General features: G+C 73.3%; 27 protein-coding genes and 1 pseudogene. 14 read left to right on the top strand and 14 right to left on the bottom strand.

Annotation, left to right across the window (positions count from 1 at the left end; all coding sequences use genetic code 11):
• The first annotated feature begins 34 nt into the window (after positions 1–34).
• Both IE245_RS25740 and IE245_RS25735 read left to right on the top strand, forming a co-directional pair.
• On the top strand, positions 35–886 hold the full coding sequence (locus IE245_RS25740) for a GNAT family N-acetyltransferase (RefSeq protein WP_229851500.1): 852 nt from the start codon (positions 35–37) through the stop codon (positions 884–886).
• Positions 883–1,821 carry a lysophospholipid acyltransferase family protein gene (locus tag IE245_RS25735; protein ID WP_189951643.1) on the top strand — a complete coding sequence of 313 codons (939 nt, stop codon included), beginning with the start codon at positions 883–885 and terminating at the stop codon, positions 1,819–1,821. The genes IE245_RS25740 and IE245_RS25735 overlap by 4 nt, the downstream gene beginning before the upstream one ends.
• On the opposite strand, the gene egtD is transcribed toward IE245_RS25735, so the two are convergent.
• From egtD to egtA, 4 genes are read right to left on the bottom strand one after another with little or no spacing between them, the layout of a single operon-like run.
• A complete protein-coding gene (egtD, locus tag IE245_RS25730) occupies positions 1,716–2,681 on the bottom strand; it encodes an L-histidine N(alpha)-methyltransferase (protein ID WP_189951641.1) in 966 nt (321 codons plus the stop codon). The two genes, IE245_RS25735 and egtD, sit on opposite strands and share 106 nt — an antisense overlap.
• Positions 2,678–3,430: an ergothioneine biosynthesis protein EgtC gene (gene egtC / locus IE245_RS25725; protein ID WP_189951639.1), complete on the bottom strand. Its 753-nt coding sequence runs from the start codon at positions 3,428–3,430 to the stop codon at positions 2,678–2,680. Before egtC ends, egtD begins: the two co-directional genes overlap by 4 nt.
• Positions 3,430–4,803 carry an ergothioneine biosynthesis protein EgtB gene (gene egtB, locus IE245_RS25720; protein WP_189951637.1) on the bottom strand — a complete coding sequence of 458 codons (1,374 nt, stop codon included), beginning with the start codon at positions 4,801–4,803 and terminating at the stop codon, positions 3,430–3,432. Before egtB ends, egtC begins: the two co-directional genes overlap by 1 nt.
• Positions 4,800–6,062 carry an ergothioneine biosynthesis glutamate--cysteine ligase EgtA gene (egtA, locus tag IE245_RS25715; protein WP_189951635.1) on the bottom strand — a complete coding sequence of 421 codons (1,263 nt, stop codon included), beginning with the start codon at positions 6,060–6,062 and terminating at the stop codon, positions 4,800–4,802. The genes egtB and egtA overlap by 4 nt, the downstream gene beginning before the upstream one ends.
• 418 nt (positions 6,063–6,480) lie before the next feature.
• Here egtA and IE245_RS25710 point away from each other — a divergent pair, with 418 nt between their 5' ends.
• Positions 6,481–7,323 carry a TIGR02452 family protein gene (locus IE245_RS25710; RefSeq protein WP_189951632.1) on the top strand — a complete coding sequence of 281 codons (843 nt, stop codon included), beginning with the start codon at positions 6,481–6,483 and terminating at the stop codon, positions 7,321–7,323.
• Between the two features lie 103 nt (positions 7,324–7,426).
• Positions 7,427–7,597: a hypothetical protein gene (locus IE245_RS25705; RefSeq protein ID WP_189951630.1), complete on the top strand. Its 171-nt coding sequence runs from the start codon at positions 7,427–7,429 to the stop codon at positions 7,595–7,597.
• 120 nt (positions 7,598–7,717) lie between these two features.
• On the opposite strand, the gene IE245_RS25700 is transcribed toward IE245_RS25705, so the two are convergent.
• Positions 7,718–8,275: a S1 RNA-binding domain-containing protein gene (locus tag IE245_RS25700; protein ID WP_189951629.1), complete on the bottom strand. Its 558-nt coding sequence runs from the start codon at positions 8,273–8,275 to the stop codon at positions 7,718–7,720.
• A gap of 178 nt (positions 8,276–8,453) precedes the next feature.
• On the opposite strand from IE245_RS25700, the gene IE245_RS25695 reads away from it, so the two are divergent.
• Positions 8,454–8,609 (top strand): hypothetical protein, encoded by a 156-nt coding sequence (locus IE245_RS25695; RefSeq protein WP_189951627.1) that lies wholly within the window; start codon positions 8,454–8,456, stop codon positions 8,607–8,609.
• A 131-nt stretch (positions 8,610–8,740) separates the two neighbouring features.
• Here IE245_RS25695 and IE245_RS25690 read toward each other — a convergent pair whose 3' ends face one another.
• The 3 genes from IE245_RS25690 to IE245_RS25680 form a co-directional block, all read right to left on the bottom strand.
• A complete protein-coding gene (locus IE245_RS25690) occupies positions 8,741–10,201 on the bottom strand; it encodes an SPFH domain-containing protein (protein WP_189951625.1) in 1,461 nt (486 codons plus the stop codon).
• Positions 10,202–10,296: 95 nt separating this feature from the next.
• Positions 10,297–10,500 carry an NfeD C-terminal domain-containing protein gene (locus tag IE245_RS25685; protein ID WP_189951754.1) on the bottom strand — a complete coding sequence of 68 codons (204 nt, stop codon included), beginning with the start codon at positions 10,498–10,500 and terminating at the stop codon, positions 10,297–10,299.
• Positions 10,501–10,579: 79 nt separating this feature from the next.
• Positions 10,580–10,741 carry a hypothetical protein gene (locus IE245_RS25680; protein WP_189951624.1) on the bottom strand — a complete coding sequence of 54 codons (162 nt, stop codon included), beginning with the start codon at positions 10,739–10,741 and terminating at the stop codon, positions 10,580–10,582.
• 171 nt (positions 10,742–10,912) lie between these two features.
• Here IE245_RS25680 and IE245_RS25675 point away from each other — a divergent pair.
• The 3 genes and pseudogenes from IE245_RS25675 to IE245_RS25665 form a co-directional block, all read left to right on the top strand.
• Positions 10,913–11,272 (top strand): annotated as a pseudogene (locus tag IE245_RS25675) (substrate-binding domain-containing protein); the annotation flags it as partial.
• A gap of 17 nt (positions 11,273–11,289) precedes the next feature.
• Positions 11,290–11,559 (top strand): hypothetical protein, encoded by a 270-nt coding sequence (locus IE245_RS25670; RefSeq protein WP_189951621.1) that lies wholly within the window; start codon positions 11,290–11,292, stop codon positions 11,557–11,559.
• Between the two features lie 262 nt (positions 11,560–11,821).
• Positions 11,822–13,009 carry a thiolase family protein gene (locus tag IE245_RS25665; RefSeq protein ID WP_189951619.1) on the top strand — a complete coding sequence of 396 codons (1,188 nt, stop codon included), beginning with the start codon at positions 11,822–11,824 and terminating at the stop codon, positions 13,007–13,009.
• Positions 13,010–13,143: 134 nt separating this feature from the next.
• Here the strand turns inward: IE245_RS25665 and trxA are convergent, their stop codons facing one another.
• A complete protein-coding gene (gene trxA, locus IE245_RS25660) occupies positions 13,144–13,521 on the bottom strand; it encodes a thioredoxin (RefSeq protein ID WP_189951616.1) in 378 nt (125 codons plus the stop codon).
• A 177-nt stretch (positions 13,522–13,698) separates the two neighbouring features.
• Between trxA and IE245_RS25655 the strand changes: the two genes are divergently transcribed.
• Positions 13,699–15,180 carry a dihydrolipoyl dehydrogenase family protein gene (locus tag IE245_RS25655; RefSeq protein WP_189951752.1) on the top strand — a complete coding sequence of 494 codons (1,482 nt, stop codon included), beginning with the start codon at positions 13,699–13,701 and terminating at the stop codon, positions 15,178–15,180.
• Positions 15,181–15,208: 28 nt separating this feature from the next.
• On the opposite strand, the gene IE245_RS25650 is transcribed toward IE245_RS25655, so the two are convergent.
• The gene (locus IE245_RS25650) at positions 15,209–15,814 is read right to left on the bottom strand and encodes a TetR/AcrR family transcriptional regulator (RefSeq protein WP_189951614.1); all 606 of its coding nucleotides are present in this window, start codon (positions 15,812–15,814) and stop codon (positions 15,209–15,211) included.
• Positions 15,815–16,001: 187 nt separating this feature from the next.
• On the opposite strand from IE245_RS25650, the gene IE245_RS25645 reads away from it, so the two are divergent.
• Together IE245_RS25645 and IE245_RS25640 are read left to right on the top strand one after the other, a co-directional pair.
• Entirely contained in the window at positions 16,002–17,408 is a 1,407-nt protein-coding gene (locus IE245_RS25645; protein ID WP_189951612.1) for a purine-cytosine permease family protein, read from the top strand.
• Between the two features lie 109 nt (positions 17,409–17,517).
• Positions 17,518–19,203: an amidohydrolase gene (locus IE245_RS25640; RefSeq protein ID WP_189951610.1), complete on the top strand. Its 1,686-nt coding sequence runs from the start codon at positions 17,518–17,520 to the stop codon at positions 19,201–19,203.
• Positions 19,204–19,385: 182 nt separating this feature from the next.
• Here the strand turns inward: IE245_RS25640 and IE245_RS25635 are convergent, their stop codons facing one another.
• From IE245_RS25635 to IE245_RS25625, 3 genes are all read right to left on the bottom strand, one after another.
• A complete protein-coding gene (locus IE245_RS25635; protein WP_189951608.1) occupies positions 19,386–20,015 on the bottom strand; it encodes a DUF305 domain-containing protein in 630 nt (209 codons plus the stop codon).
• 90 nt (positions 20,016–20,105) lie between these two features.
• Complete coding sequence (locus IE245_RS25630) at positions 20,106–20,573, bottom strand: DUF6153 family protein (RefSeq protein WP_189951606.1); 468 nt, start codon at positions 20,571–20,573, stop codon at positions 20,106–20,108.
• 60 nt (positions 20,574–20,633) lie between these two features.
• Positions 20,634–20,978 (bottom strand): tetratricopeptide repeat protein, encoded by a 345-nt coding sequence (locus tag IE245_RS25625; protein ID WP_189951604.1) that lies wholly within the window; start codon positions 20,976–20,978, stop codon positions 20,634–20,636.
• A gap of 136 nt (positions 20,979–21,114) precedes the next feature.
• Here IE245_RS25625 and IE245_RS25620 point away from each other — a divergent pair, with 136 nt between their 5' ends.
• The 3 genes from IE245_RS25620 to IE245_RS25610 all read left to right on the top strand — a co-directional run bounded on the left by IE245_RS25620 (position 21,115) and on the right by IE245_RS25610 (position 24,973).
• Entirely contained in the window at positions 21,115–22,080 is a 966-nt protein-coding gene (locus tag IE245_RS25620; RefSeq protein ID WP_189951603.1) for a pirin family protein, read from the top strand.
• Positions 22,081–22,814: 734 nt separating this feature from the next.
• Positions 22,815–24,533, top strand: a complete 1,719-nt coding sequence (ctaD, locus tag IE245_RS25615) for an aa3-type cytochrome oxidase subunit I (RefSeq protein ID WP_189951601.1) — start codon at positions 22,815–22,817, stop codon at positions 24,531–24,533.
• Positions 24,530–24,973 (top strand): hypothetical protein, encoded by a 444-nt coding sequence (locus IE245_RS25610; protein ID WP_229851499.1) that lies wholly within the window; start codon positions 24,530–24,532, stop codon positions 24,971–24,973. The genes ctaD and IE245_RS25610 overlap by 4 nt, the downstream gene beginning before the upstream one ends.
• Here IE245_RS25610 and IE245_RS25605 read toward each other — a convergent pair.
• Positions 24,877–25,392 (bottom strand): SPW repeat domain-containing protein, encoded by a 516-nt coding sequence (locus IE245_RS25605; RefSeq protein ID WP_189951599.1) that lies wholly within the window; start codon positions 25,390–25,392, stop codon positions 24,877–24,879. The genes IE245_RS25610 and IE245_RS25605 overlap by 97 nt on opposite strands.
• Positions 25,393–25,539: the final 147 nt, after the last annotated feature.

Raw genomic sequence — 25,539 nt, 5'->3', positions numbered from 1 at the left:
ACCCCGCACCTTCCGTACGCCGGAGGAGACCGCCATGACCGCCCTCTCGCACCTGCTCGCCGACGCCACCGCCCCCGCCGTCCCCGTGCCGTCGGGCATCCAGCCCGCCGTGGCGCTGCCCGCGCAGCCCGCACGGGCCGGCGGCCCCGAACCCGAACCCCGCTACCTGGTGGGGCTCGCCCGCGACCAGGACGACGTCCGCGCGGCCCAGCGCCTGCGCCACCTGGTCTTCGCCGGCGAGATGGGCGCCCGCCTCGACGGACCCGAGCCGGGCCTCGACACCGACGCCTTCGACGCCTACTGCGACCACCTGCTGGTCCGCGAGGAGTCCACCGGCGAGGTCGTCGGCACCTACCGGATCCTGCCGCCCGAGCGGGCCGCCGTCGCCGGCCGGCTCTACTCCGAGACCGAGTTCGACCTCGCCCGGCTCGCGCCCGTCCGGCACGACCTCGTCGAGGTCGGCCGCTCCTGCGTCCACCCCGCGCACCGCAACGGCGCCGTCATCGCCCTCATCTGGGCCGGCCTCGCCCGCTACATGACCCGCACCGGCCACGAGTGGCTCGCCGGCTGCTGCTCGATCCCGCTCGCCGACGGCGGCGCGCTCGCCGCCGCCACCTGGGACACCGTCAAGGCGAAGCACCTCGCCCCCGAGGAGTACTGGGTCACCCCGCACAAGCTGTGGAACTCCGACGGCGTCCGCCGCCCCGAGGGCCGCACCGAACTGCCCCCGCTGCTGCGCGGCTACATCCGGCTCGGCGCCTGGGTCTGCGGAGCTCCGGCGTACGACCCGGACTTCGGCGTCGCCGACCTGTACGTGCTGCTCTCGCTGCGCCGGACCAACCCGCGCTACCTGCGCCACTTCCTCTCGCTCGTCCCGGCGTCGTGAACGGCGCGGTCCCGGCCCCCTCGCCGTGGCTCCCCACGGCGCCCTGCACCCCGGGCCGCCGCTGCGCGGCCCACCCGGACCCCTTACCGGCCGACCGGGCCGCCTTCCGGCCCGCCCCCGCGGCGCTCGCCTGCGCCCGCCTCGCGGCGGGCCTCGCGACCGTCCTCCTCGGCGTGGTCCTCCTGCCGGTGGCGGGCCCGCTGCCCGCCGCCGCGCGGTACGCCCTGGTGCGGCTCTGGACCCGGGCGGTCGTCCGCGCCTTCGGGGTCCGGCTGACAGTCACCGGCGCCCTCCTCCCGGGCACCGGGCGGTCCGCGCTCGTGGTCGCCAACCACGTCTCCTGGCTGGACGTCCCGGTCGTCGCCGCCGTCCTGCCCGGCCGGATGATCGCCAAGCGGGAGGTGCGCGGCTGGCCGCTGCTCGGCCCGCTCGCCGCCCTGGGCGGCACGCTCTTCATCGACCGCGACGGGCTGCGCCGGCTGCCCGGCACGGTGCGCGAGGTCGCCGGGGCGCTGGCCGGCGGCGGCCGGGTGACCGCGTTCCCGGAGGGCTCCACGTGGTGCGGGCGGCACGGCGGACGCTTCCGTCCGGCGCTCTTCCAGGCCGCTGTGGACACGGGATCCGATATCCAGCCCGTACGCATCGGCTATCGGCCCGAGGGGGCGGCGGCGTACGTGGGGGCGGACCCGCTGGGCGCGTCGCTGTGGCGGGTCGCGCGGACGCCGGGACTCACCGTGGAGATCCGGATACTGGATCCCATATCCGCAATCCAGTATCCGGACCGTCGGCTCCTTGCCGCCGCCGCCCAGCGGGCCGTCCTGCCGGCTGCCTACCGGGCCGTCGCCAGCGACAGCGCGAAGCGGCCCTCCGCGTCGGTCCACCAGCGCGTGAGCTCGAACCCGGCCTCGGCCAGCTCCGCCCGCACGCCCTCCTGACGGAACTTCGCCGACACCTCGGTCCGCAGCTCCTCGCCCTTCTCGAACTCCACCATCAGGTCGAGCTCGGGGATCTTCACGGTCAGCGCGTGCCGGGCGCGCAGCCGCATCTCGATCCACTCCCGCTCCCGGTCCCACCGGGCCACGTGGTCGAAGTCGTCCGGATTCGCGTCGGCGCCCAGCTCGCGGTCGAGCACGGCCAGCACGTTCTTGTTGAACTCCGCCGTCACCCCGGCCGCGTCGTCGTACGCGGCCACCAGGGTCGACTCGTCCTTCACCAGGTCCGTGCCGAGCAGGAAGCCGTCACCCGGCGCCGTCATCTCCCGGACGGAACGCAGGAACGTCCTCCGCTCCTCCGGCAGCAGATTGCCGATCGTCCCGCCCAGGAAGGCCACGAGCCGCGGCCCCGGCGTCTCCGGCAGGACGACGCTCCGGGTGAAGTCGGCGATCAGCGCGTGCACCCGCAGCTCGGGACGGTCGGCGAGCAGCGCCTCCGCCGCCCCGGTCAGCGCCGACTCGCTGACGTCCACCGGCACGTACGCGGCAAGCCCCGGCAGCAGCGCGTCGATCAGGAACCGGGTCTTCTCGGAGGAACCGGAGCCCAGTTCCACGAGCGTCCTGGCGCCGGTCGCCGCCGCGATCTCCGGCGCCCGGTCGATCAGGATCTCGCGCTCCGCCCGCGTCGGGTAGTACTCGGGCAGCCGGGTGATCTCCTCGAACAGCTCGCTGCCCCGCGCGTCGTAGAACCACTTCGGCGGCAGCTCCTTGGGCGTGCGGGTCAGCCCGTGCAGCACGTCGGCGCGCAGATCCGCGGCGGCCGCGTCCGGGGCGAGGGTGCGGGTCAGCTGGAACGTGCTCACGCGGTCGACTCCTTGAGCGGAATGAGGGTGACGTCGGAAGGGCGGGCGGTGACGAGCGTGTGCTCGGGCACCTCCTGCCACAGCGGGTCGTCGTCGTAGGGTTCGGAGGCCACGACCACCCGGCCGGGACCGGAGAGGTACCACAGGCTGTTGTTCCAGGCCGTGGCCGCGATCTGCTCGCCGTCGGTGAGCAGCAGGTTGAGACGCGCCTCCGGCGCCGCCTCGGACGCCGCCGCCACCGTCCCGGCGAGCGCGTCCCCGGGACTCTGCCCCGCCCGGAGCCGGTGCAGCACCAGCGCCCACAGCAGCGCCGAGTCGGTGCGCGCCTCCAGGTCGAGCAGCTCGGCCGCCGACAGCGTCGACGCCAGCGGCGTCAGCGTCCCCGGCCAGCCCGGCACCGCGCCGTTGTGGCTGAACAGCCAGGGCCCCGAGGCGAGCGGCGCGGCCGCCGCCTCACCGTCCGCGCCGGGCAGCGTCGCCCCCCGGACCGCGCCGAGGAACGCCCCGCTGCGCACGACCCGCGCGAGGTCCGCGAAGGAGAGGTCGCCCCAGATGGGCCCCGTGCGCCGGTACCGGGCCGGGACGGGATCGCCGTCCGCGTACCAGCCGACGCCGAAGCCGTCCGCGTTCACCACGCCGCTGCTCTGCGTCCGCGGCGCCCACGCCTGCCGCAGCAGCGCGTGCGGCGGCCGGAGGACCAGTTCGCCGAGCGCCACCGGCTCGCCCAGGTAGGCGAGGTGACGGCACATCAGTCCAGCTCCGCGGAGCGGGCCGTGCGGAAGCCGGCGAAGATCTGGCGCCGCACCGGGTAGTCCCAGTTGCGGAAGGTGCCACGGCAGGCCACCGCGTCCACGGCGAACGAACCACCGCGCAGCACCTTGTGGTCGGGCCCGAAGAACACCTCCGAGTACTCCTTGTACGGGAACGCCCGGAAGCCCGGGTACGGCAGGAAGTCGCTCGCCGTCCACTCCCACACGTCACCGATCAGCTGCCGGACCCCGAGCGGCGAGGCCCCCGCGGGATAGCTCCCCGCCCGGGCCGGCCGCAGGTGCCGCTGGCCCAGGTTGGCGTGGTCCGGACCCGGGTCGGCGTCGCCCCACGGGTAGCGGTGCGAGCGGCCGGTCACCGGGTCGTGCCGGGCCGCCTTCTCCCACTCCGCCTCCGTCGGCAGCCGCCGCCCCACCCACCGGGCGTACGCGTCCGCCTCGTACCAGCTCACGTGGACCACAGGCTCGTCCTCCGGCACCGGCTCCGTCACGCCGAACCGGCGGCGCAGCCACTGTCCGTTCTCCTGGCGCCAGAACAACGGTGCCACGATGCCGTGTTCGCGGATCTGCGCCCAGCCCTCCGGCTGCCACCAGCGGCGTTCGGTGTAGCCGCCGTCCGCCATGAACGCCAGATAGGCGCCGTTGGTGACCGGGACCGTGTCGATGTGGAAGGCGGGCACGGTGCGGACGTGCGCCGGCCGCTCGTTGTCCAGGGCCCACGGCTCGTCCGAGGTTCCCATCGTGAACGGGCCGCCGGGTATCAGGACCTCGGCCGGAAGCGGCGTCGCAGGATGGACCGGAGGCGGCGGCGCGTCCAGCGCGGCCGGCCCCTTCCTCAGCTGATGGGTGATCAGCATCGTCTCGTCGTGCTGCTGTTCGTGCTGGGCGATCATCCCGAAGGCGAACCCCTCGTCCAGCAGCGGACGCCCGTCCGGGCGCACCTCCGTCAGGACGTCGAGGACCCGGGTCCGTACGTCGGCGGCGTACGCCCGCGCCTCGGACGGTCCGAGGAGCGGCAGCGACGGCCGCTCCGACCGGGGATGCGCGAAGGCGTCGTACAGCGGGTCGATCTCGGGCCGCAGGGCGTCCCGGCCCGCCACCTCACGCCACAGCCACTGCTCCTCCTGGTTCCCGATGTGCGCCAGGTCCCAGACGAGGGGCGACATCAACGGCGAGTGCTGGGCGGTGAGTTCACCGTCGTCCACGCTGTCCGTGAGCAGCGCGGTGCGCTCCCGGGCCGTGGTCAGCGCCTCCAGTGCCCGCTCCCGCAGCGCCTCCGGGCCGAGCCTCCCGCCCGTCGCCGCGCCCGTCGCCGTGTCGGTCGTCGTCGTGTTCGTATCGGCCGTGCTGGTCATGACGTCACCACCTGGAGCTCGTCGGCGGGGCAGCCCCCGGGGTCCACATACCGTTCCCGGAAGGCGTCGACGGCCTTCCGCACCTGCTCGCTCGCGCCGATCCGGTGGAGGGCGGGACGGATCGCGGCGAAGGCCTCGACCGCCACCGCGTGCAGCAGCGGATCGGCGAGGCCGTCCCTGGCTGCCCGCCGCCAGAGCGGGTTGCGGGGCGCCGGTTCCTTCCCGGCCACCTCCGCCAGCGGCAGTACCGCCCGGTACACCGCCTCGGACGCCGTCGCGTCCTCGAAGGCCGCGGCCGTCACGGCCACCGGCACCATCCAGCCGTCCGGGCCGGGCTGTGCGTCGATCATCCGCAGCTCCAGGTGCCCGCGCGGCCGCACCGGCGGGAAGAGCGTCGTCAGGTGGTAGCGCAGGTCGTCGGCGTCGGCCGGCCGGGGCGTCCCGGTCCGCAGCCACTCCCGGAAGGTCAGCCCCTCCGGCACCAGCCACGGGCCCTCGTCCTCCGCCCGCACACAGAGCACCGGCGTGTCCAGGACGTGCGCGGTCCACGCCTCGCGCGGGTCGCCGTCCGCCGGCGGGGCCAGCGCCCGCACCGGGTCCAGATCCGTCCACAGCGCCTGCCGGGTGGAGCGCCACCCGGTCCGGCGCCCGCCGTGCAGCGGGGAGTTGGCGAAGACCGCCACGAGGACCGCGCCGAAGAGGTGCGCCAGCTCCCAGCGGCGCAGACGGCCGAGCGGGCCCGGCTCCTCGTACCCGGCGTCCAGGCAGACCTGCACCGAGGCCGACTCGCACATCATCGCCCGGCCCGAGGGGCCCGTCCGGCCCAGTGCGAGCTCCATCGCGTCGTACCGGGGCTCGCGCAGCACCCGCTCGCGCGGTGCGTGCCAGGGATCGACCCCGTATCCGCTCAGCGTCAGACCGAGCGGTCCGAGCGCCGCGCGCACCGCCGTCAGGTCGGAGGCGAGGGAGTCCATGCATTCCATGAGGGAACCGGCGGGGAGCGAGCTGAGCTCCAGCTGCCCGCCGGGTTCGAACGTCAGCGACGACACCAGGGGCAAGGACCGTACGGTGTCGAGCGCGGCCGCCAGGCGGTGCGGACGCACCGGCTCGCGCGGGTCGCGCAGATCATGGACGAGCCATTCCAGCTCCGCCCCCACGGTCCGGGGCGGGCCGGTCTTGAAACATATACAGCGCAGCAGGTCCTCTGCCGCCTCCTCGGTGAGGGGCGGGCCGCTGCGCGGAGTGACGCCGGGCGCCATCCGTGCACCTCCAAGTGCTGGTCGCGGAGCCGTTCGGCTAGCCGCTGCCTTCCACCTAATGCCACGCTCGGGCGGCGTGCAAGAGCGCCTGGGCGCCCCCGAGCACGCCCCTCGCGCCCCTTGAGCCGCACTGCGGCGGAGGGCCGAGGGGGAGGTCGAGAAGGACTCAAGGGTGGGTCGAGAAAGACTCGAGCGAGACTCGAGCAAGACTCAAGAGAGATTCGAGTGGGATTCGAGCGAGAGTCGAGAGAGGCTCGAGCGAGAGCCGAGAATGAGTCGACCGAGACTCGAAGGAGACTCGGGGATGCTCCGAGAATGACCGGGCGGGGACCGAGAGTCGTTCGGCGGGGAACCAGGGAACCGGAGCGGCGTGGAAAACCGTTTGTCCCGGCACCGGCGAAACGATCATCCTCGGGGCATGAGTGCACGACTGCGCGAGATCGCGCGGCAGACCGAGGCGATCGTCGCCGCGGCCTCCTACACCGCCCCCGACGGGCGGACCGTCTCCCTCCGCGAGGACCTCTCCGCCGCCCTGGCCGGAACCCGGCTGTACGGCCCCGAGCCGGTCCCCGTCACCCCCGCCACCGGCCGCGCCGGCCTCATCGAGGTCACCGGCGAGAGCAGCCTCGCCGCCGCCCGCCGGATGACCGCCACCGACCCCGCCGGACCGGTCGCCGTCCTGAACTTCGCCTCCGCCCGCAACCCCGGCGGCGGCTACCTCAACGGAGCCCAGGCCCAGGAGGAGGCCCTGTGCCGCTCCTCCGCCCTCCACGCCACGCTGCTCCGCGCCCCCGCCTACTACGCGCACCACCGGAGCGAGCGGGACGCGTTCTACACCGACCGGGTGATCCACTCGCCCCGGGTCCCGGTCTTCCGCGACGACCGCGGCGCCCTGCTCGCCACCCCCTTCAGCGTCGGGTTCCTGACCTCCCCGGCCCCCAACGCCGGCGTCGTCCGCCGCCGGGACCCGGCGCGGGCCCACCTGCTGCCGGCCGCCCTGGCCTCCCGCGCCGAGCGGGTCCTGGAGACGGCGGTCGCCGAGGGGTACCGCCGGATCGTCCTGGGCGCGTGGGGCTGCGGGGTCTTCCGCAACGACCCGGCTGAGGTGGCGGGCGCCTTCAAGGCGCTGCTCACCGGTGACGGACGGTTCGCCGGCCACTTCGACGAGGTGGTCTTCGCGATCCTGGACCGCGCCTCGGGCACACCGACCCTCGCCGCCTTCCATCGGATCCTGGATCCAGTCGCCCGATCCGCGCCGTAATGCGCGGTCCGTACCCCCGTGCGAGCCTGGAAGGACGCGGGCGCGCCGCCGATGCGCGGTGCGTCCGGGAGCCGTCGCACGTCTTCGTACGGGAGGCACGATCGTGGGCAAGAAGCAGACCCGGGTGAACAAGGGCGCCCGCACGGGTGGTCACGAGCACCGCGAGACCCCGTCCGCCAAGGAGAAGGGCGGAGCCCCGGCCATGAGCGAGGCCCCGCGCTCCGTGATCGAGCAGCCCTCCCACCGCAGAGAGCGCAAGTTCGGGCACAACTGATCCTCGCCTTGCCGCGTCCGTCCCGCACGCGGTGAGGACGCGGGCGAGGCGACCGCGCGAAGCTCCTGGCAGGCACGGGTGTTCCCGTCCGAGACCCGGGAGCTTCGTCGTCGTCCGGGCTCATGGTCGTCGTGGCCGGGAGAGGAGCACCCGGCGGGTCGGCGGATCGATCTCCGCGACGACGACGGCGATCTCCTCCCCGGCCTCGAAGTCCTCCACCGGACTCGCCGGAGGGCGGCCCGGGGCGTCCCTGAAGGAGACCAGCCCGAGAATCCCGTCCCCGAGGTCGACGAGGACGCCCAAGGGGAGCACCTTCTCGACCGTCCCGCGCAGTTCCCGGCCCACCGGTGTGCGGTCGGCGAAAGCCCGGAGGGGGTCGGGTTCCAGTGCCTTCAGGGACAGTCTCGCCTCCGCGTTGTAGGTGTCGAACTGAAGGAACTCGCACGAGACGCGCTGCCCCACCTGGACGACGTCGGTGGGAGCGTCGATGTGCCGCCAGGACAGTTCGGGGACGGCGATGAACCCCACGCCCGGGAAGAGGGGATGGGCGGGCCCCTCGTCCAGGGCGACGAAGACCCCGAACCTTTCGACCGCCGCGACGGTGCCGGACAGGATGTCGCCGGGGCGCAGGGACTCCAGGAACGCCCGGAGTTCCGGGCTCTCGCTCTGCCGATCCATCCCGCCACCCTCGCACACGAGGTCAAGGGGCGGTCCGTGCTCGGCCGGAGGGCGCCTCCCCTCGGTCGCCGTTCGGACGGAGCGAGTACTGTCAGGCGGCGAGAGACAGGCGACTCCTCGCCGCGAAAAGCCAGTGGGAGCGGACGTGACCAGATGGACCGCCTACGGAGCCGTAGCCGTGGGTGCAGTACTGATCGGCTTCTATCTCGCCGACGTCCTCGCGATCCCGTACTCGATCTTCGCCGTCCTCGCCGGAACGAGTCTGATGGTCGACGGAGGACGAAGGGCCGTCCGGCTACGACGTCGGCCGGACCCCCGGGGCGGGCAGTCCTAGAAGGAGCCGAACCCGACGGCGAGGCGCCGCACCGAGGCGACGGCTGCGTCGACGGGATCGACGGGTACGGGCCGGAACCCGGTACCAGAGCGGCGTCGGGCCCGGCCCGTGGCCGTACGCGATCGGCGAGGTCACGCGTCGTCGTCGCCGACGTCGATCTCGACCGTCGTCACCGCCACCTCCTTCTCGGCGGACGCGCGGTCGGTCGGAACGGCGGTCGGAGCGGCCGCCGTACCGGCGGCCGGGGCCGGCCGCCCGGAGCCGTTCGGGCCCATCGTGGCGAGCAGCTGGCGGGCCAGGCCGAGGCCCGTACCGCCCATGGTGAGCGCCTTGGCGAACATGTCCGCCATGCCGTCGGCGCCGTTCAGGAGGACCATCTGGTCCACGTTCCCGAAGGCGGAGGCGCCGGCCTCGACGATCTCCGGCCACCGTTCGGCGAGCTGCTGCGCGACCACGGCCTCCTGGTTCTCCGCGAGGGCCGCGGCCCGCGCCTTGATCGCCTCAGCCTCGGCCAGGCCCTTGGCCCGGGTGGCCTCGGCCACCGCGAGGCCCTTGGCGTGCGCCGCCGCGGCCTCGGCCTCGCCGGTGACCCGGGTCGCCGTCGCCGACGCCGCGCTCGCCAGCTCGGTCTCCCGGGCCTTGGCCTGCGCGGCCGAGATCCGGGCGTCGCGCTCGGCCTCGGCCAGGGTCCGCGTCTCGTACGCCAGCGCGTCGGCCGGCTTGCGGACGTCCGCCTGGAGCTGCTGTTCCTTGCGGTGTGCCTCCAGCTCCGCGACCCGGGTCTCCTGGACGACGACCTCCTGCCGCGAGGCCGCCTCGGCGAGCGGGCCGGCCTGCCGGGCCCGGGCGCTGGCCTGGTCCCGTTCGGCCTGGTAACCGGCCTGGAGGATCTCGCTGTCGCGGGTCGCCTCCGACATCCGGGCCGCCGCCTGCTGCTCGGCCTCGGTCGCCAGCCGGTTGGCCTCCGCCTGCGCGATCCGGGCGTCGCGCTGCACGGCGGCCGCGTGCGGGGCGGCGAGGTTCTTGATGTAGCCGGTCGGGTCCTCGATCTCGTGGATCTGGAGCGAGTCGACGATCAGACCGAGCTTCTCCATCTCCGTGCCGCAGGCCGAACGCGCCTGCCCGGTCAGCTTCTCCCGGTCACGGATCATGTCCTCCACGGTCAACCCGCCCACGATGGCGCGGAGATGACCGGCGAAGACGATGTGGACCCGCTCGCTCATCAGCTTCTGCTGGTCGAGGAAGCGACGGGCCGCGTTGGCGATCGACACGAAGTCGTCGCCCACCTTGAAGATCACCACACCCCGGACCTTGAGCGGAATGCCCTGGTGGGTGACGCATTCGACCTGCAACTGCGTCTCGTTGAGGTCCAGCGACAGCTTCCGCACCGCCTGCACGCCGGGCACCACGAGGGTGCCGCGCCCGGTCACGATGCGGAACCCCATGCCGTCGCCGAGGCCCTCGTTCTTGTGGTTGGAACCGGAGATGATGAGGGCCTCGTTGGGTTCCGCGACCCGCCACATCATCTTGAACAGGACGATCAGGACGACGACCGCGCCGACGACGGCGCCCGCCAGAATGCCGATGCCCATGGGAAAGGTCCCCCTTCACCGGAGCCGTGCGGATCCGGTGGAGGGAGTGTGCGCCCGCGGCGCACACGGCCTCAACGGTCGTGCCGGACGTCGTGTCAGACGCCGTACACGGCTGTGACATAGACGGTGCGCGGAGGGAGGTGTTCCACGACGGTCACCAGAGTGCCGACCTCGATCCGCTCCTTCGGTGCCGCCGCGTACGCGAGGAAGTGCTCGGCCCCGCCGCGGATCCGCAGCATCACCTCGCCGACGAGTCCGGGCCCGATGGTCCCGGTCACCCGGCCGAGCAGTCCCACCATCGAGCTCTCCCTCGACTCGTCCATGACTGAACGGTACGTCAGAAACCCTGCGCACGAGGAGGTCGGGCGCTCGCGACGATCAGCGGACCGAGCGGACCGAGCGGACCGAGCGGACCGGACGCACCGCGAGGGCGCCCAGGACCGAGAGCGCCGCCGCGACGAGGAACAGCGGCGTGGAGCCGCCGCCGATCGACACCACGGCGGAGGCGACGAACGGCACCACGACTTCACGGGAGAACACCCGACAAAGGGGCGGACGGCGGACGGCGGATGACGGCCAGACGCTGACACGTGCCGGTCGCGCGTGTCGGCATGATGCGGCACTCGATTCCGGCCATCCGCCAGACCCGGCGCCGGATCGTTCTGGAAAGATGCCGAGGCGATGAGTCAGTCGATCGAACATCCTGCCGCCGGCGCCGGAGTCGTACCCCTTCCCCTCGCGTACACCGAGGAGTCCGCCGCCGCACTGGTCGCGCGCTGGCCGGAACTCGCCCTCGACGGCGTCTTCGCCTACAGCGACGAGTACGCCATGCTCCTGATGCGCGCCCTCCAGGACGCGGGCGTCGCCGTCCCCGAGCGGACCGCCGTCGTCGGCGCCGACGACCTCCTCCTCGGCCGGCTCCTGCGCCCCCGGCTGAGCACCGTGCGCATCGACCTGCTCCAGGGCGGCGAGCTGGCCGAGCTCGTCGACGGCGCGGTGAACGGCACCGCCGTCGAGACGATCACCCGGCCCCTCCTGGACTCGCGGGTCGTCCGGCGCGAGTCCAGCTGAACGCTTAGCGTCGGTGCATGAGCACTCATCCGAACCGTTACGAGATCCTCCTGGTCCCGGCCCACGTCGAGGACCGGGGCGGCGCGAGCGTCGCCGACACCGCCGTGCGCTCCGCGATGGTGGAGCGCACCGGCCGGTACGGCGAGACCGGCTACCCGATCTACGAGGGCCACGGCATGACCGCCGACATCGACCCCGAGACCCGCACGGTGGAGGCCCTCCTGGTGGACGGCCGCGAACTCGACTACGGCCTGGTGGCACTGGTACGGGACGCGGCGCGCGACTGAGCGACGGGGCGCGGGGTTCGCCGCCCGCCCGCCCGGCCTTCCGCTGCCCAGGGTCCGGGGTCCGGCCCCGTACGGTTCCTTCCCCCGCCCCTGAGCGCCCGGGGGCGGCGAAGGCGATCTCCAGGGCCGCACGCGTACCGCCCCGCTCCCCAGGAGCCGTTGACAGGCGTGGCGCCGGGGCCCAGACTCTGCGCGCGCAGACGCGCGAAACTTGTTTCACCAGGCGAACAGAGTCGTTGCGCCGGGACCCGGGAGAGATCCGATGAGCATCCGCGACGTGTACATCGTCGACGCCGTCCGCACCCCCATCGGGAAGTTCGGCGGCGCCCTCGCCTCCGTACGGCCGGACGACCTCGCCGCCCATGTCGTCAAGGCCCTCGTCGACCGCACCCCCGGCCTCGATCCGGCCCTCGTCGACGACGTCTACTTCGGCGACGCCAACGGCGCCGGCGAGGACAACCGCGACGTCGCCAGGATGGCCGTCCTCCTGGCCGGCCTGCCCGTCACCGTCCCCGGCGTCACCGTCAACCGCCTCTGCGGCTCCGGCCTGGAGGCCGTGATCCAGGCGGCGCGCGCGATCGCCCTCGGCGACGCCTCCGTCGCGATCGCCGGCGGCGTCGAGTCGATGTCCCGCGCCCCCTGGGTGCTCCAGAAGCCCGAGCGCGCCTTCCCGGCCGGCCACCAGCAGCTGCACTCGACCACCCTCGGCTGGCGCATGACCAACCCGGCGATGCCCGCCGAATGGACCGTCTCCCTGGGCGAGGGCGCCGAACTCGTCGCCGACAAGCACGCCCTCGGCCGCGACGTCCAGGACGCCTTCGCCCTCGACAGCCACCGCAAGGCCGCCGAGGCGTGGGCCAGGGGCCTGTACGACGGCGAGGTCGTCCCGTACCCGGGCGCGGAGCCCACTCGCGACGAGTGCGTCCGCGAGAACACCTCCCTGGAGGCGCTCGGCCGCCTCAAGCCCGCCTTCAGGGCCGACGGCGGCACGGTCACCGCCGGCAACGCCTCCCCGCTCAACGACGGCGCCGCCGCCCTCCTCCTCGTCGACGAGGACGGCCTGCGCGAGACCGGCCGCGAGCCGCTCGCCCGCATCCGCGCCTCCGCCGTCACCGGCATCGAGCCCCAGCTCTTCGGCCTCGGCCCGGTCGCCGCCGTCCAGCGCGCCCTGGGCAAGGCCGACCGCTCCTTCGCCGACCTGACGACCTTCGAACTCAACGAGGCCTTCGCCGCCCAGGCCCTCGGCTGCCTCGCCGAGTGGCCGGAACTCGACCCCGCGATCGTCAACCCGCGCGGCGGCGCCATCGCCCTCGGCCACCCGCTCGGCGCCTCCGGCGCCCGCCTCGCCGGCTCGGTCGCCCACCAGCTCGCCGCCGCGGGCTCCGGCACCGGTCTCGCGGCCCTCTGCATCGGCGTCGGCCAGGGCCTGGCCCTGGTCCTGGAGCGCTGACCGCGGCCTCCACGAGGGAAGCCGTACGGACAGGGAGCCGCGACGGCCACGGAGCCGTAACGGCACGGAACCGTACGGACACGGTGAGAGCCCCCGCCGGAGCGGGGGCTCTCACCGTGCGCGGGGCGTCCGGGTCACTCGGACGACGGGGCCTGCTGCTGCGCCGCGACCGACTTGCGGACCTCGTCCATGTCCAGGTTGCGCGCCTGGCCGATGACGTCCTCGAGGGCCGCCTCGGGCAGCGCGCCGGGCTGCGCGAAGATCGCCACGTTGTCCCGGACGATCATCAGGGTCGGGATCGACCGGATCTCGAAGGCGGCCGCGAGCTCCTGCTGGGCCTCGGTGTCGACCTTGGCGAAGACCAGGTCCTGGTGGCGCTCGGAAGCGGCCTCGTACACCGGGCCGAACTGACGGCACGGTCCGCACCAGGAAGCCCAGAAGTCGATCAGGACGAAGTCGTTTCCGCTCACGACCTCGTCGAAGTTGTCCTTGGTGAGCTCGATGGTGCTCATGCTTCCGCCTTTCGGTCTCCGGTGGTGTCCTCACGGTCCCCTGGGGACTCGCCCCGCACAACGGCCTATCGAGCCGCGCTATTCCGGCCCCCACCCACCAGACTGGTCCCCATGACGCGAACGGCGGCGAACGAACACGCGAACGAGCACGGAAACGAGCAGGGGAAGGGCCAGGGGATGGCAGAGGTCCAGGGGCAGGGCCGGGGACAGGCGCACGGTACCGAGCACGCGTACGACGTGGTGGTCATCGGCGCGGGGCCGGTCGGCGAGAACGTCGTCGACCGGGTGCGGGCGGCCGGTCTGACCGCCGCGATCGTGGAGGCGGAACTCCTCGGCGGCGAGTGCTCCTACTGGGCGTGCATGCCCAGCAAGGCCCTGCTCCGCCCCGTCCTCGCCCGCTCCGACGCGCGCAAGGTCCCCGGTCTGCGCGGGGCGGTCCACGGCCCCCTGGACGCCCTGGAGGTCTTCGCGCACCGCGACGAGACCGTCGGGCACTGGAAGGACGACGGGCAGGTCGACTGGCTGGACTCGATCGGGGTACGCGTCTACCGCGGGCACGGGCGCGTGGCCGGGCCGCGGCGGGTCCTCGTCGACGGCCCCGAGGGCGAGCACCACGTCCTGACCGCGCGGCACGCGGTGGCCGTCTGCACCGGCAGCCGCGCCGTCCTGCCCCCGCTGCCCGGCCTCTCGGGCGCCCGCCCCTGGACCAGCCGCGAGGCGACCAGCGCCGACCGGGTGCCGGGCCGGCTGATCGTGGTCGGCGGAGGTGTCGTCGGCGTCGAGATGGCCACGGCCTGGCACGCCCTCGGCTCCCACGTGACCATGCTGGTGCGCGGCGACCGGCTGCTCCCGCGGATGGAGCCGTTCGTCGGCGAACACGTAGCCGAGGCCCTGCGGGCGCGCGGCGCCGACGTGCTCACCGGCGCCGGGGTCGAGGCGGTCGTACGGGACGGGGGCAGCGGCCCCGTCACCGTGGTCCTGGAGGGCGGCGACACCGTCGAGGGCGACGAGGTCCTCTTCGCCACCGGCCGCGCCCCGCGCACCGAGTCCCTCGGCCTGGAGACCGTCGGCCTGGAACCCGGTTCCTGGCTGGACGTCGACGACAGCCTCCTCGTCACCGGCACCGACTGGCTCTACGCCGTCGGCGACGTCAACCACCGGGCCCTCCTCACCCACCAGGGCAAGTACCAGGCCCGGATCGCCGGTGCCGCGATCGCCGCCCGCGCGGCCGGCGCCCCGCTCCCGGACGCCGCGCCCTGGGGACCGCACGCCGCCACCGCCGACCACGCCGCCGTCCCCCAGGTGGTCTTCTGCGACCCGGAGGCCGCCGCCGTCGGCCTGAGCCTCGCCGAGGCCGAACGCGCCGGACACCGCGTCCGCGCCGTCGACGTCGAGATGACCTCCGTCGCCGGCGCGAACCTCTACGCGCAGGGCTACCGGGGCCGCGCCCGGCTCGTCGTCGACCTCGACCGCGAAGTGCTCCTCGGCGCCACCTTCGTCGGCCCCGCCGTCGGCGAGCTCCTCCACGCCGCCACCGTCGCCGTCACCGCCGAGGTCCCCGTCTCCCGCCTGTGGCACGCCGTCCCCTCGTACCCCACGCTCAGCGAGGTCTGGCTCCGCCTCCTGGAGGCCTACCGGGACGGTGCCGACCCGGCGTGAACCCCGAGGGGCGCACCGGGGGAGCGGCTTACGCGCGCGGTACGAGCAGGGCCGCCGCGGCGCGGGCGGACTCCAGGGCCGGGCGGGCGCCGGGGGTGGTGTCCTGTCCGAGGACGACCCTCGTGCTCAGGCCGTCGAGCAGGGCGAGGAGTTCGGAGGCGCGGGCCGCCGCGTCGAGCGGGGCGAAGCGGCCGCGGGCCGCGCCCGCGGCGAGCAGGGACTCCAGGTCGCGCTGCCAGTCGTCGTCCAGTTCCCGCTGGGCCTCGCGGAGTTCGGGGTTGCCCGCGGTCCTGGCCCAGAGTTCGATCCAGAGCGTCCAGCGCGGATCGCGCGGTCCGCGCGGTAGATAGAGGCGGAGGAAGTCGTCGAGTTTCCGCTCGGCGGTGGTCCGGCGGTCGAGCAGCGTCCGGCGTTCCTCCGCGAGCGCGGCCTCGCTCCAGCGCAGTGCGGCGAGCAGCAGCCGGTCCTTGGATCCGAAGTAGTAGAGGATGTGGCCGCCGCTGGTGCCGAGCCGTTCGGCCAGCGCGGACATGGTGAGGGAGGCGAGGCCGTCCTCGGCGATCGCCGCCATGGCCTCCTCCAGCATCCGCTCCTGGGTGACGTGTCCGTCGCGCCGCCGTGCCGCCCCTGCCACCGTCGCCGCACCCCGTTCCGTTCCCTGGTCGACCGCCGCCCCGCGGCCGGCGGCCGGGCCTCCTCGTACCGCATCGACCTTAACCGGATCCCGGCCCGGGTCTTGACGTGGCCGGAACCCTTCACTCATCTTGAATGCCATTCAAGAACTTAGAACGTCATTCAAGATCGAGGCAGAGGAGCGCGATGTGCTCGACCACGAGACGGCGGCACCAGTGACCGCCAGCCGGGACGAGGTCTTCCAGGTCGAGGAGCACGGCATCGACCCCATCCCCGACGCCGAGCGCCACGGCAGCGCCAAGGACGTCTTCTGGGTCTGGTTCGGCTCGAACCTCACCTTCACCTACGTCATCAACGGCGCCCTCGCCGTCGCCTTCGGCCTCTCCTTCTGGCAGGCCACCGCCGTCGTCGTGATCGGCGGCCTCTCCTTCCTCGCCATCGGCGCCGCGGGCCTCGGCGGCGTCCGCACCGGCACCGCCACCCTCGTCCTCTCCCGCGCCGCCTTCGGCCCCCGCGGCAACCGCCCCGCCGGCGCGCTCAACTGGGTCGTCAGCATCGGCTACACGGTCGTCAACACCGTCGTCGGCACCCTCGCCCTGGAGGCCTTCCTCGCCGCCCTCGGCTGGTCCGGCGGAGCCGCACCCCGCGCCCTGGCGCTCGCCGTCACCCTCGCCCTGACCTTCGCGATCTCCTTCTGGGGGCACGCCACCGTCCAGTTCGCCGAGCGCTGGATGGCCTACGTCCTCGCCGTCGGCTTCGGCGTCCTCGTCGTCCTCCTCGTGCCGGGCGCCGACACCTCCGCCCCCGCGAGCGGGCCCGGCGCCGCGGGCTGGAGCCTCGCGTTCGTGGTGATGCTGGCCGGCCCGTTCTCGTACCTCCCGATGCCCGCCGACTACACGCGCTACCTCCCCCGCGCCACCAGCCTGCGGGCCGTCACCGTCAGCGGCGCCCTCGGCGGCTTCCTCTCCTCCGTCGCCCTCGGCGTCGCGGGCGTCGCCGCCGCCACGCGCACGGACATGACCGACGCCGTCGCCGGCGCCGAGAGCCTGCTGCCCGGCTGGTTCCGGCCGGTCTTCCTCGCCCTCGTCCTCGGCGGCTCCGTCACCAACTCCGTCATCACCCTGTACTCCTCCGGCCTCAACCTCCAGGTCCTCGGCATCCCCTGGAACCGCGCCCGCGCCCTCGCCGTCAGCGCCGCCGTGACCGCCGCCGGCTCCCTCGGCGCCCTCTTCCTCGCCGACTTCACCACCTCCCTCCTCTCCTTCCTCTCCCTCCTGATCATCGTCTTCGCCCCCTGGGGCGGCGTCTTCCTCGCCGACATGGTCCTGCGCCGCTGCCGGTACGACTCCGAGGCCCTGCACCGCACCGATCCCGGCGGCGCCTACTGGTACCGGTCCGGCTGGCACCCCGCCGGCGCCGCCGCCCTCCTCGCCGGCGGCCTCTTCTCCGCCCTCACCTGCGACTCCGCCCTCTGGACCGGCCCCCTCGTCGCGCCGCTCGGCGGCGCCGACCTCACGCTCCTCGGCGCACCCGTCGCGGCACTCGTGTACGTCCTCCTGGCCCGCCGCACCGCAGTCCCGCACCCAGCCGCCTGATCGCACTCGACTGCCGTCCCGCACCCGGCCGCCTGACCGGCTCTGACCACCCGTCCGGACCCGCCGCGCCCGCCACCACCTCACCCGTACGACAAGGAACGCACCCCGCATGAACAACCGCACCACCCCCACCCTCACTCCCGCGCACGCCCCCGCCGACCTCCTCCTCACCGGCGCCCGCGTCCACACCGTCGACCCCGCCCTGCCGGAGGCGGAGGCGATGGCCGTACGGGACGGGCGGATCGTCTGGCTCGGCGCCACCGCGGACGCCGCCGCCTGGACCGGCCCCGGCACCCGCGTCCTCGACGCCGGCGGACGGCTCGTCCTGCCCGGCTTCGTCGACGCCCACAACCACGTGCGGCTCGGCTCCGACGACGCCTGCGTGCAGCTCGCCGGCGCCCGCACCCTCGACGAGATCCACGCGCGCGTGCGGGCCTGGCATGCCGCCCACCCCGACGCCCCCTGGATCGAGGCCGAGGCCTTCGACTACTCCGCGATCCCCGGCGGCCGCATGCCCACCGCCGCCGACCTCGACCCCGCCACCGGCACCACCCCCGCCCTCGTCCTCAGCTACGACGTCCACACCGCCTGGCTCAACACCGCCGCCCTACGCGCCCTCGGCGTCGACCGCGACCACACCGACCTGCCCTTCGGCCGTGCCGTCACCGACCCCGCCACCGGCGAACCCACCGGCTTCGTCAAGGACTTCGCGGTCAAGGGCCTGTCCCGCGACGGCCACCGCGCCCTGTGCGCCCTCGGCGTCCCCTGGGCCTCGCCCGACCGCCAGTACGGCCGGCTCGCCCGCAGCCTCGACGACGCCGTCCGCTTCGGCATCACCACCGTCGTCGAACCCCAGAACTCCCTCGACGACCTCGCCCTCTTCGCACGCGCGCGTGCCGAGGGCCGACTCCGCTCCCGGATCGTCGCGGCCCTCTTCCACCCCCGCGGCACCACCGACGCCGACCTCGACGCCTTCGAGAGGGCGGCCGCGGAACACGCCGACGACCGCTTCCGCGTCGGCCCGCTGAAGCTCTACATCGACGACGTCGTCGAACCCCGCACCGCCGCCCTCCTGGAGCCGTACGCGGGCTGTGCCCACCACCGGGGCGAGACCTTCTACCCGCCGGAGGAGTTCGCGGAACTGCTCGCCCGCCTCGACGCCCGAGGCTTCCAGTGCTTCGTGCACGCCACCGGCGACCGCGGCATCCGCACCGTCCTCGACGCCGTGGCCCACGCGCGCGTGGCCAACGGCCCGCGCGACGCCCGCCACCAGGTCGTCCACGTCGAGTGCCTCGACCCGGCCGACACCCCGCGCTTCGCCGAACTCGGCGTCGTCGCCTGCATGCAGCCCCGGCACGCCGCCCCCGACATCGCCGGGCCGGGCCAGGACTGGGCCGAGAACATCGGCCCCGACCGCTGGCACAAGGCCTGGCCGCTCCGCGACCTGCGCGACGCGGGCGCCGTCCTCGCCCTCTCCAGCGACTGGAACGTCGCCGAGATGGACCCCATGGTCGGCATCCACGCCGCCGTCACCCGCCGCCCGCTCGCCGGCGGCGAGCCCTGGACGGCGGGCCAGACCCTCACCGTCGCCGAGGCCGTCGAGGGCTACACGATGGGCTCGGCGTACGCGAACTTCCTGGAACACGAGCGCGGCTCGCTCACCGTCGGCAAGCTCGCCGACTTCGTCGTCCTCTCCCGCGACATCCTGCGCGTCGCCCCGGAGGAGATCCCCGGCACGGTCGCGGAGTGGGTGGTCGTGGGCGGCGAGGTGGTGGCGGAGACGGCCGCGCGGTGATCCCCCGTACGCCCCCGCTCAGTGCCCGCCCATTTCGCCCCCGACCGAGAAGGTCCCGCCGCCCTCGGCGCCGCGAGGGCCCCGCGGGTCGTGGCGAGCACGGCCCGCGGGACGCCCGGTGAGGCGGCGGTGTCGAGGGCACGGAGCTCGGCCCGGCCCTCCGGGAGGATCCGGTCCGCGCGTCAGAGACGGTCGAGGATCTTCCTCAGCTCGGTGATCTCCGCGGTCTGGGCCGTGACGACCTCGCCGGCCAGCGCCTTCGCCTCCGCGTTGCCGCCGTCCTTCTGCTCGGTCTTCGCCATCTCCACCGCGCCTTCGTGGTGGGCGATCATCAGCTCCGCGAACTTGCGGTCGAAGTCCTCGTCCTTCAGGGCGGCGAGGTCCTTCATGTCCTGCTCGGACATCATCCCGGCCATGCCGTGGTGCGTCCCGGCGGACTCGGGCTCGCCCCAGCCCCTGAGCCAGGCCTTCATCTTCTGGATCTCGGGGTCCTGTGCCTTCTCGATGGCGGCGACGATCTTCTTCACGCCGGCGTCCTCGGCGCGTCCGTCGGCGAGCCCGGCCATCTCCAGGGCCTGCTCGTGGTGGGGGATCATCATCTGCGCGAACATCACGTCGGCGTCGTTGAAGGTCCCGGAGTTCCCGAAGGCGGACGGAGTGGCGGTGGCGGTCGTGGTGGCGGAGGGCGTGCCGCCGTGGTCCATGCCGCTCATGGTGTCGTCGTCGCCGCAGGCGGCGAGGAGCAGGGCGGCCGCGGCGACGGCGCCGGTCAGGCCGAGGGCGCGGGTGGTGCGCGTGCGGGAAGTACGCATGGTGATTCCTCGTGTGCTGTACGTACGGATCATGGGGTGTACCGGTGGTGCGCGGGCAGCGCGAAGCGGCCCGCCGCGGGGTGGTACGGCCTAGATCCGCAGGACGGACAGCCGGGCGAGGTCGGGAGGGCGGCGGGGAGGGGCGTGCGGCGCGAGCGCCGGCGCGAGCCGCGCGAGAAGGAGAGCGAGCCAGTCGGGGCGGCGGCCGAGCGCGGCCCGGACGAGGCCGGTGAGCAGCCAGCCGGCGAGGACGGCCACGCAGAGCGTGGTCATGTCCATCCCGGAACCGGGCGCGTGTCCGTCGTCCGGCTGCGGCGCGCCGTGGTCCGGCGCACCGTGGTCGGCGGCGGCCGGGGCGCCGCCGGGGGCGCCGGCGTGGACCGCTGCCGTGGTGGACGTGCCGGTCGCGGGGCCTTCGGGATGGCCCACGGAATGCATCATGAACACCCCGAGCGCGAGCACGACGACGAGCAGGAGGTGCGCGAGGGCACCTTCCGCTCGCTCGCCGTGGTGCGGCCGGGGTGTGGGCACGATCAGGTCCTCCTGGGGCCCGACCATACCGTGCCGGGGTATCAGTTCCGCGTCAGGTCGCCTTTCGCGGCCAGGCCGTGCCTGGCGTCAGGACGGCAGCTCGCCGCTCATCGCCGCGGCCATCCGCAGGTGCGGGGCGGCCTCGTCCTGGCGGCCCTGGCGCTCCAGCGTGCGGCCGAGCATCAGCCGGGCGTAGTGCTCCACCGGGTCGCGCTCCAGGATGGCGCGGAGCTCGGCCTCGGCGGGCTTCAGCTGGGCGGAGTGGTAGTAGGCGCGGGCGAGCAGCAGCCGCTGGGCCGTCTGGTCCGGGTGCTCGGCGACGAGGCCGCGCAGGATGCGGACGGCGGTCTGGTACTCCTTAGCGTCGAAGAACAGCCGCGCGCGGCTCCAGCGGTCGGCGGCCGTTCCGAACTCGTAGTACGTGTCGCTCACTTGCTCTCCCTGTTCCGGGGTGCCGGATCTGCCACCCTGTGGGGTGGTCCGCCCTCGTCAACACCGAAGGCTAGTTGAACATTCCACTACCCGGGTGTTCCCCGATGTCCCCCCACTGGAGAGGTGTCGATCCCCGATGAGCAATCTCGACCGCCAGGCAGAGCTCGCCGTGTGCGGTGGCCGCGGCTTCGTCGTCGCCGAGCCCGTACGCGAACTCCTCAGCCCCCGGCACGTCCGCCTCGGTGAGTCGACGGAGGTGCGGCGCCTGCTGCCGAACCTCGGCCGCCGGATGGTCGGGGCCTGGGTCTTCGTCGACCACTACGGCCCCGACGACATCGCCGACGAGCCCGGCATGCAGGTGCCACCCCACCCGCACATGGGTCTCCAGACCGTCAGCTGGCTGCACGAGGGCGAGGTCCTGCACCGCGACTCGACCGGCAGCCTCCAGACGATCCGCCCCCGCGAGCTGGGCCTGATGACCTCCGGCCGCGCGATCTCGCACTCCGAGGAGAGCCCCCGCCCGCACGCCCGCTTCCTGCACGGCGCCCAGCTCTGGGTCGCCCTGCCGGACGCGCACCGGCACGTCGAGCCGCACTTCCAGCACCACGCCCACCTGCCCCGGGTCACCGCCCCCGGCCTCACCGCCACGGTCGTCCTCGGCTCCCTCGACGGTTCGACCTCGCCGGGGATGACGTACACGCCCCTCGTCGGCGCCGACCTCGCCCTCGCCGCCGGCACCGAGACCGAACTGCCGCTCGACCCGGACTTCGAGTACGCCGTCCTCTCCATGTCCGGCGAGGCGCACGTCGACGGCGTCCCGGTCCTCCCCGGCTCGATGCTCTACCTCGGCTGCGGCCGCACCAACCTCCCCCTGCGGGCCTCCTCCGACGCGGGCCTGATGCTCCTCGGCGGCGAACCCTTCGAGGAGGAGATCGTCATGTGGTGGAACTTCGTGGGCCGCACGGATGAGGAGATCCGCCAGGCCCGGGAGGACTGGATGTCGGGCGACCGCTTCGGCGAGGTGAAGGGCTACGACGGCGACCGCCTCCCGGCCCCCGAGGTGCCTGTGACCCAGCTGAAGGCGCGGGGCCGGGTGCGCTGACCCGGTGTCTTCTCCGTCGAGCCGATAGGGCGTCGGGGGATGTCCGGCTCCCTCCCGTGGCTGTCGTCGCGACTGCGGGAGGGAGTCTGCCGCTGTCGTCCGCGAGGGCGTCCGGCCGTACGTCCTCGGCTCCGACGCCGTACACCCGGGCGGCACGGAAAGCGCAGGGAGCCACCTGCCTCGCCGGCCGGGAGCGCGGCACGACCGCCTGCTGTGCTCGCGGGCAGATCGCCATGGTCGTGGACGGTCGGACGGTGGACCTGAAATGCCGCTTCTGTGGCAAGACCTACGGCAGTGGCGCTGAGGGAGCCCGCTCCCACGTCGGCCCGGATCCGCTCACGCAAGGGGGAGGCGGTGCTCGGTTCCGGCGAGATCGCCCTGGGCGCGGTGCATCGGGGCGGCGATGCGGTCGGGACTCCGGCCTCGTGCGCCGGCGGCGTCCTGCGAGATCACGTCATCGCGGCACGCCCGCCCGGAACCTCCGCCCGTGGCGAGGGGCTCGGTACGAGGCAGAGGCCTGCGGCGGGGCGCAGTGGCGAGGGGCGGACGCCGGTTCACGTCCCACGCCCGCCGAACGAGGGCTCTTGCCGCGGGGGAAGAGTGGATCCGCAGGTCAGCGCAGGTGTGATGAAGTGACTGATTCCGACTGGCGGTGTTCGGGCGGTCACGGGGAACCCCGGGTCCTATGGTCGCCACGCCCGTCGGCATCCCTTTGAGTCCCTCACGGAGTCCACATGGTCGTTTCCACGGAACCACCCACCCTCGTGCCGGTGAAGAAGAGGAGCTGGGGGAAGGTCGTCGTGGACTGGCTGACGACGACGGACCACAAGAAGATCGGGCATCTCTACCTGATCACGTCGTTCGTCTTCTTCCTGCTCGGTGGAATTCTCGCCCTGGTGATCCGTGCGGAACTGGCCCGGCCGGGGCTGCAGATCATCTCCCCCGAGCAGTACAACCAGGCGTTCACCCTCCACGGCACGGTGATGCTGCTGCTGTTCGCCACCCCCACCTTCGCCGGTTTCGCCAACGCGATCATGCCGTTGCAGATCGGGTCCCCCGATGTCGCCTTCCCCCGGCTGAACATGCTGTCGTACTGGCTGTTCCTCTTCGGCGGTGTGATCGCGTTCGCGGGGATCTTCACCACGCAGGGCACCGCTGACTTCGGCTGGACCGCCTACACCCCGCTCAGTGGAGGGGAGCGCACGCCCTATGTCGGCGGCGACATGTGGATCATGGGGCTCGCCCTGGGCGGCTTCGGGACGATCCTGGGTGCGGTCAACTTCATCACCACGATCATCTGCATGCGGGCTCCGGGCATGACGATGTTCCGGATGCCGATCTTCACCTGGAACGTGCTGCTGACGTCGGTGCTCGTGCTGTTCGCGTTCCCCGTGCTGGCGGCGGCGCTGTTCGCGCTGGAGGCGGACCGGCAGTTCGGGGCCCATGTCTACGATCCGGAGAACGGCGGCGCCCTGCTCTGGCAACACCTGTTCTGGTTCTTCGGGCACCCCGAGGTCTACATCATCGCCCTGCCGTTCTTCGGCATCGTCACCGAGATCCTGCCGGTCTTCTCCCGCAAACCGATCTTCGGTTACATCGGTCTGGTCGCGGCGACGATCGCGATCGCGGGCCTGTCGGTGACCGTCTGGGCGCACCACATGTTCGCCACCGGGGCGGTGCTGCTGCCGTTCTTCTCCTTCATGACCTTCCTCATCGCCGTGCCGACGGGAGTGAAGTTCTTCAACTGGATCGGCACGATGTGGAAGGGGTCGCTCTCCTTCGAGACGCCGATGCTGTGGTCGATCGGCTTCCTCGTCACCTTTTTGTTCGGCGGTCTGACCGGCATCATCCTCGCCTCCCCGCCCATGGACTTCCACGTCACCGACTCGTACTTCGTCGTGGCCCACTTCCACTACGTCGTCTTCGGCACGGTCGTCTTCGCGATGTTCGCCGGGTTCTACTTCTGGTGGCCGAAGATGACCGGCACGATGCTGGACGAAAGGCTCGGGAAGATCCATTTCTGGACGCTGTTCGTCGGTTTCCACGGCACGTTCCTCGTCCAGCACTGGCTCGGGGCCGAGGGAATGCCCAGGCGGTACGCCGACTACCTGCAGGCCGACGGATTCACGGCGCTGAACACCGTCTCCTCCATCGGAGCGTTCCTCCTGGGCGCCTCCACCCTGCCGTTCTTCTACAACGTGTGGAAGACCGCCAAGACCGCCCCGCGGGTCACCGTGGACGACCCGTGGGGCTTCGGCCGCTCCCTGGAATGGGCCACCTCCTGCCCGCCGCCCCGGCACAACTTCCTCACCCTCCCGCGCATCCGGTCCGAGTCGCCCGCCTTCGACCTGAACTTCCCCAGCCTCGCGGCGCTGGACTACGACGAGGCGCACAAGCGGGACGTCATCGACGACCCCGGTGCCCGGCAGAACCCGCAGGGCGGCGGAGCATGACCACGCGGAGGCACCGGGAGACCGGAGACTTCGTGGGGCATCCGGTCCGGCGGGACGGCGACGCTCCCGGGCCGGCCGGACGCGGTGCCCGCGGTCCGCACTCACCCGCTGCGGAGGCGAGCGTCGGCATCGCCCGGCTGGAGGGGTACCTCTTGGTGCAGCGGGCCAGGAACGACGCCGCCGAGGCCGGCACCGCGTTTGCCCGGCGGTTCGCTTGGCTGGGGCCCCAGGAGCAGGCGGAGATCGCCCGCGCGTTCGCCGAGGAGCACCTGTCCGTGCGGCGCCGGATGCTCCAGGCCACCGTCGCCCGCGCGGACGAACTCCGCGAGGAGTACAGCCGGCGCTACGCCTTCCTGCGCCGCCGCCTTGTCGCCGCCGTTCTCGGCCTGTCCGCCGCCGCGTCGGTCGTGCTGGCCGTCGCGGCGCGCGCCATCGGCTGACGGGTGCGTTTCCGGTCCAGCCACCACAACAGAGCGGACGCCACGCTGAGGACGATCAGGACGCCGCCGGCCACGAGGGCGAGCATGCGGTCCGCCGTGTGCACGGCGGTGTTCTGCGCGTCGAGGACGAACGGCGAGACGAGGAGCCAGACGCCCGCGAGGCCGACCACGGCATCGGACCGCAGGCTCCCGCCGCGGTAGACGCGCCACCCCGCGGTGAACGCCACGACGAGACCGACGAGCATCTCGTTGATCTGCGCGTCCTTCGGACCGACCTGGGTGGCCATCGGCATCAGCAGGAGCAGCACCGCGACCGCCAGCATGAGCAGGCCCAAGAGCTGATCGTGCGCCCCCTGGCGCAGTACGTGCGGCGGATCCGAGACGCGCGGCGTCAGCCCCCGGTCGATGTGCACCACCATGGCTCGTCATCTCCTCCCGATCATGCGGCGCCCGGCGGCTACCCCCGGGACCCGGCGGCATGCGCGGGCCGGTCACGGCCAATGAGGTGAGAGTCGCCGGACCGGGCGTGTGGGGGCCGGAAGGGGCAGGGGGCAAGTTCCCCTCCC

Origin of the sequence: Streptomyces roseolus (genome assembly GCF_014649855.1) — a bacterium.
Taxonomy (GTDB): Bacteria; Actinomycetota; Actinomycetes; order Streptomycetales; family Streptomycetaceae; genus Streptomyces; species Streptomyces roseolus.
Note: the sequence above shows the minus strand (reverse complement) of the source record. Positions and strands in the feature narration are given on the sequence as shown.

Excerpts from the sequence above, each read along its gene's own strand:
- IE245_RS25740 (WP_229851500.1), top strand. The coding sequence starts at position 35 with ATGACCGCCCTCTCGCACCTGCTCGCCGACGCCACCGCCCCCGCCGTC.
- egtC (WP_189951639.1), bottom strand. The coding sequence starts at position 3,430 with ATGTGCCGTCACCTCGCCTACCTGGGCGAGCCGGTGGCGCTCGGCGAA.
- egtB (WP_189951637.1), bottom strand. The coding sequence starts at position 4,803 with ATGACCAGCACGGCCGATACGAACACGACGACGACCGACACGGCGACG.
- egtA (WP_189951635.1), bottom strand. The coding sequence starts at position 6,062 with ATGGCGCCCGGCGTCACTCCGCGCAGCGGCCCGCCCCTCACCGAGGAG.
- IE245_RS25710 (WP_189951632.1), top strand. The coding sequence starts at position 6,481 with ATGAGTGCACGACTGCGCGAGATCGCGCGGCAGACCGAGGCGATCGTC.
- IE245_RS25700 (WP_189951629.1), bottom strand. The coding sequence starts at position 8,275 with ATGGATCGGCAGAGCGAGAGCCCGGAACTCCGGGCGTTCCTGGAGTCC.
- IE245_RS25690 (WP_189951625.1), bottom strand. The coding sequence starts at position 10,201 with ATGGGCATCGGCATTCTGGCGGGCGCCGTCGTCGGCGCGGTCGTCGTC.
- IE245_RS25685 (WP_189951754.1), bottom strand. The coding sequence starts at position 10,500 with ATGGTGGGACTGCTCGGCCGGGTGACCGGGACCATCGGGCCCGGACTC.
- IE245_RS25670 (WP_189951621.1), top strand. The coding sequence starts at position 11,290 with ATGAGCACTCATCCGAACCGTTACGAGATCCTCCTGGTCCCGGCCCAC.
- IE245_RS25665 (WP_189951619.1), top strand. The coding sequence starts at position 11,822 with ATGAGCATCCGCGACGTGTACATCGTCGACGCCGTCCGCACCCCCATC.
- trxA (WP_189951616.1), bottom strand. The coding sequence starts at position 13,521 with ATGAGCACCATCGAGCTCACCAAGGACAACTTCGACGAGGTCGTGAGC.
- IE245_RS25655 (WP_189951752.1), top strand. The coding sequence starts at position 13,699 with ATGGCAGAGGTCCAGGGGCAGGGCCGGGGACAGGCGCACGGTACCGAG.
- IE245_RS25640 (WP_189951610.1), top strand. The coding sequence starts at position 17,518 with ATGAACAACCGCACCACCCCCACCCTCACTCCCGCGCACGCCCCCGCC.
- IE245_RS25635 (WP_189951608.1), bottom strand. The coding sequence starts at position 20,015 with ATGCGTACTTCCCGCACGCGCACCACCCGCGCCCTCGGCCTGACCGGC.
- IE245_RS25630 (WP_189951606.1), bottom strand. The coding sequence starts at position 20,573 with ATGGTCGGGCCCCAGGAGGACCTGATCGTGCCCACACCCCGGCCGCAC.
- IE245_RS25620 (WP_189951603.1), top strand. The coding sequence starts at position 21,115 with ATGAGCAATCTCGACCGCCAGGCAGAGCTCGCCGTGTGCGGTGGCCGC.
- ctaD (WP_189951601.1), top strand. The coding sequence starts at position 22,815 with ATGGTCGTTTCCACGGAACCACCCACCCTCGTGCCGGTGAAGAAGAGG.
- IE245_RS25610 (WP_229851499.1), top strand. The coding sequence starts at position 24,530 with ATGACCACGCGGAGGCACCGGGAGACCGGAGACTTCGTGGGGCATCCG.
- IE245_RS25605 (WP_189951599.1), bottom strand. The coding sequence starts at position 25,392 with ATGGTGGTGCACATCGACCGGGGGCTGACGCCGCGCGTCTCGGATCCG.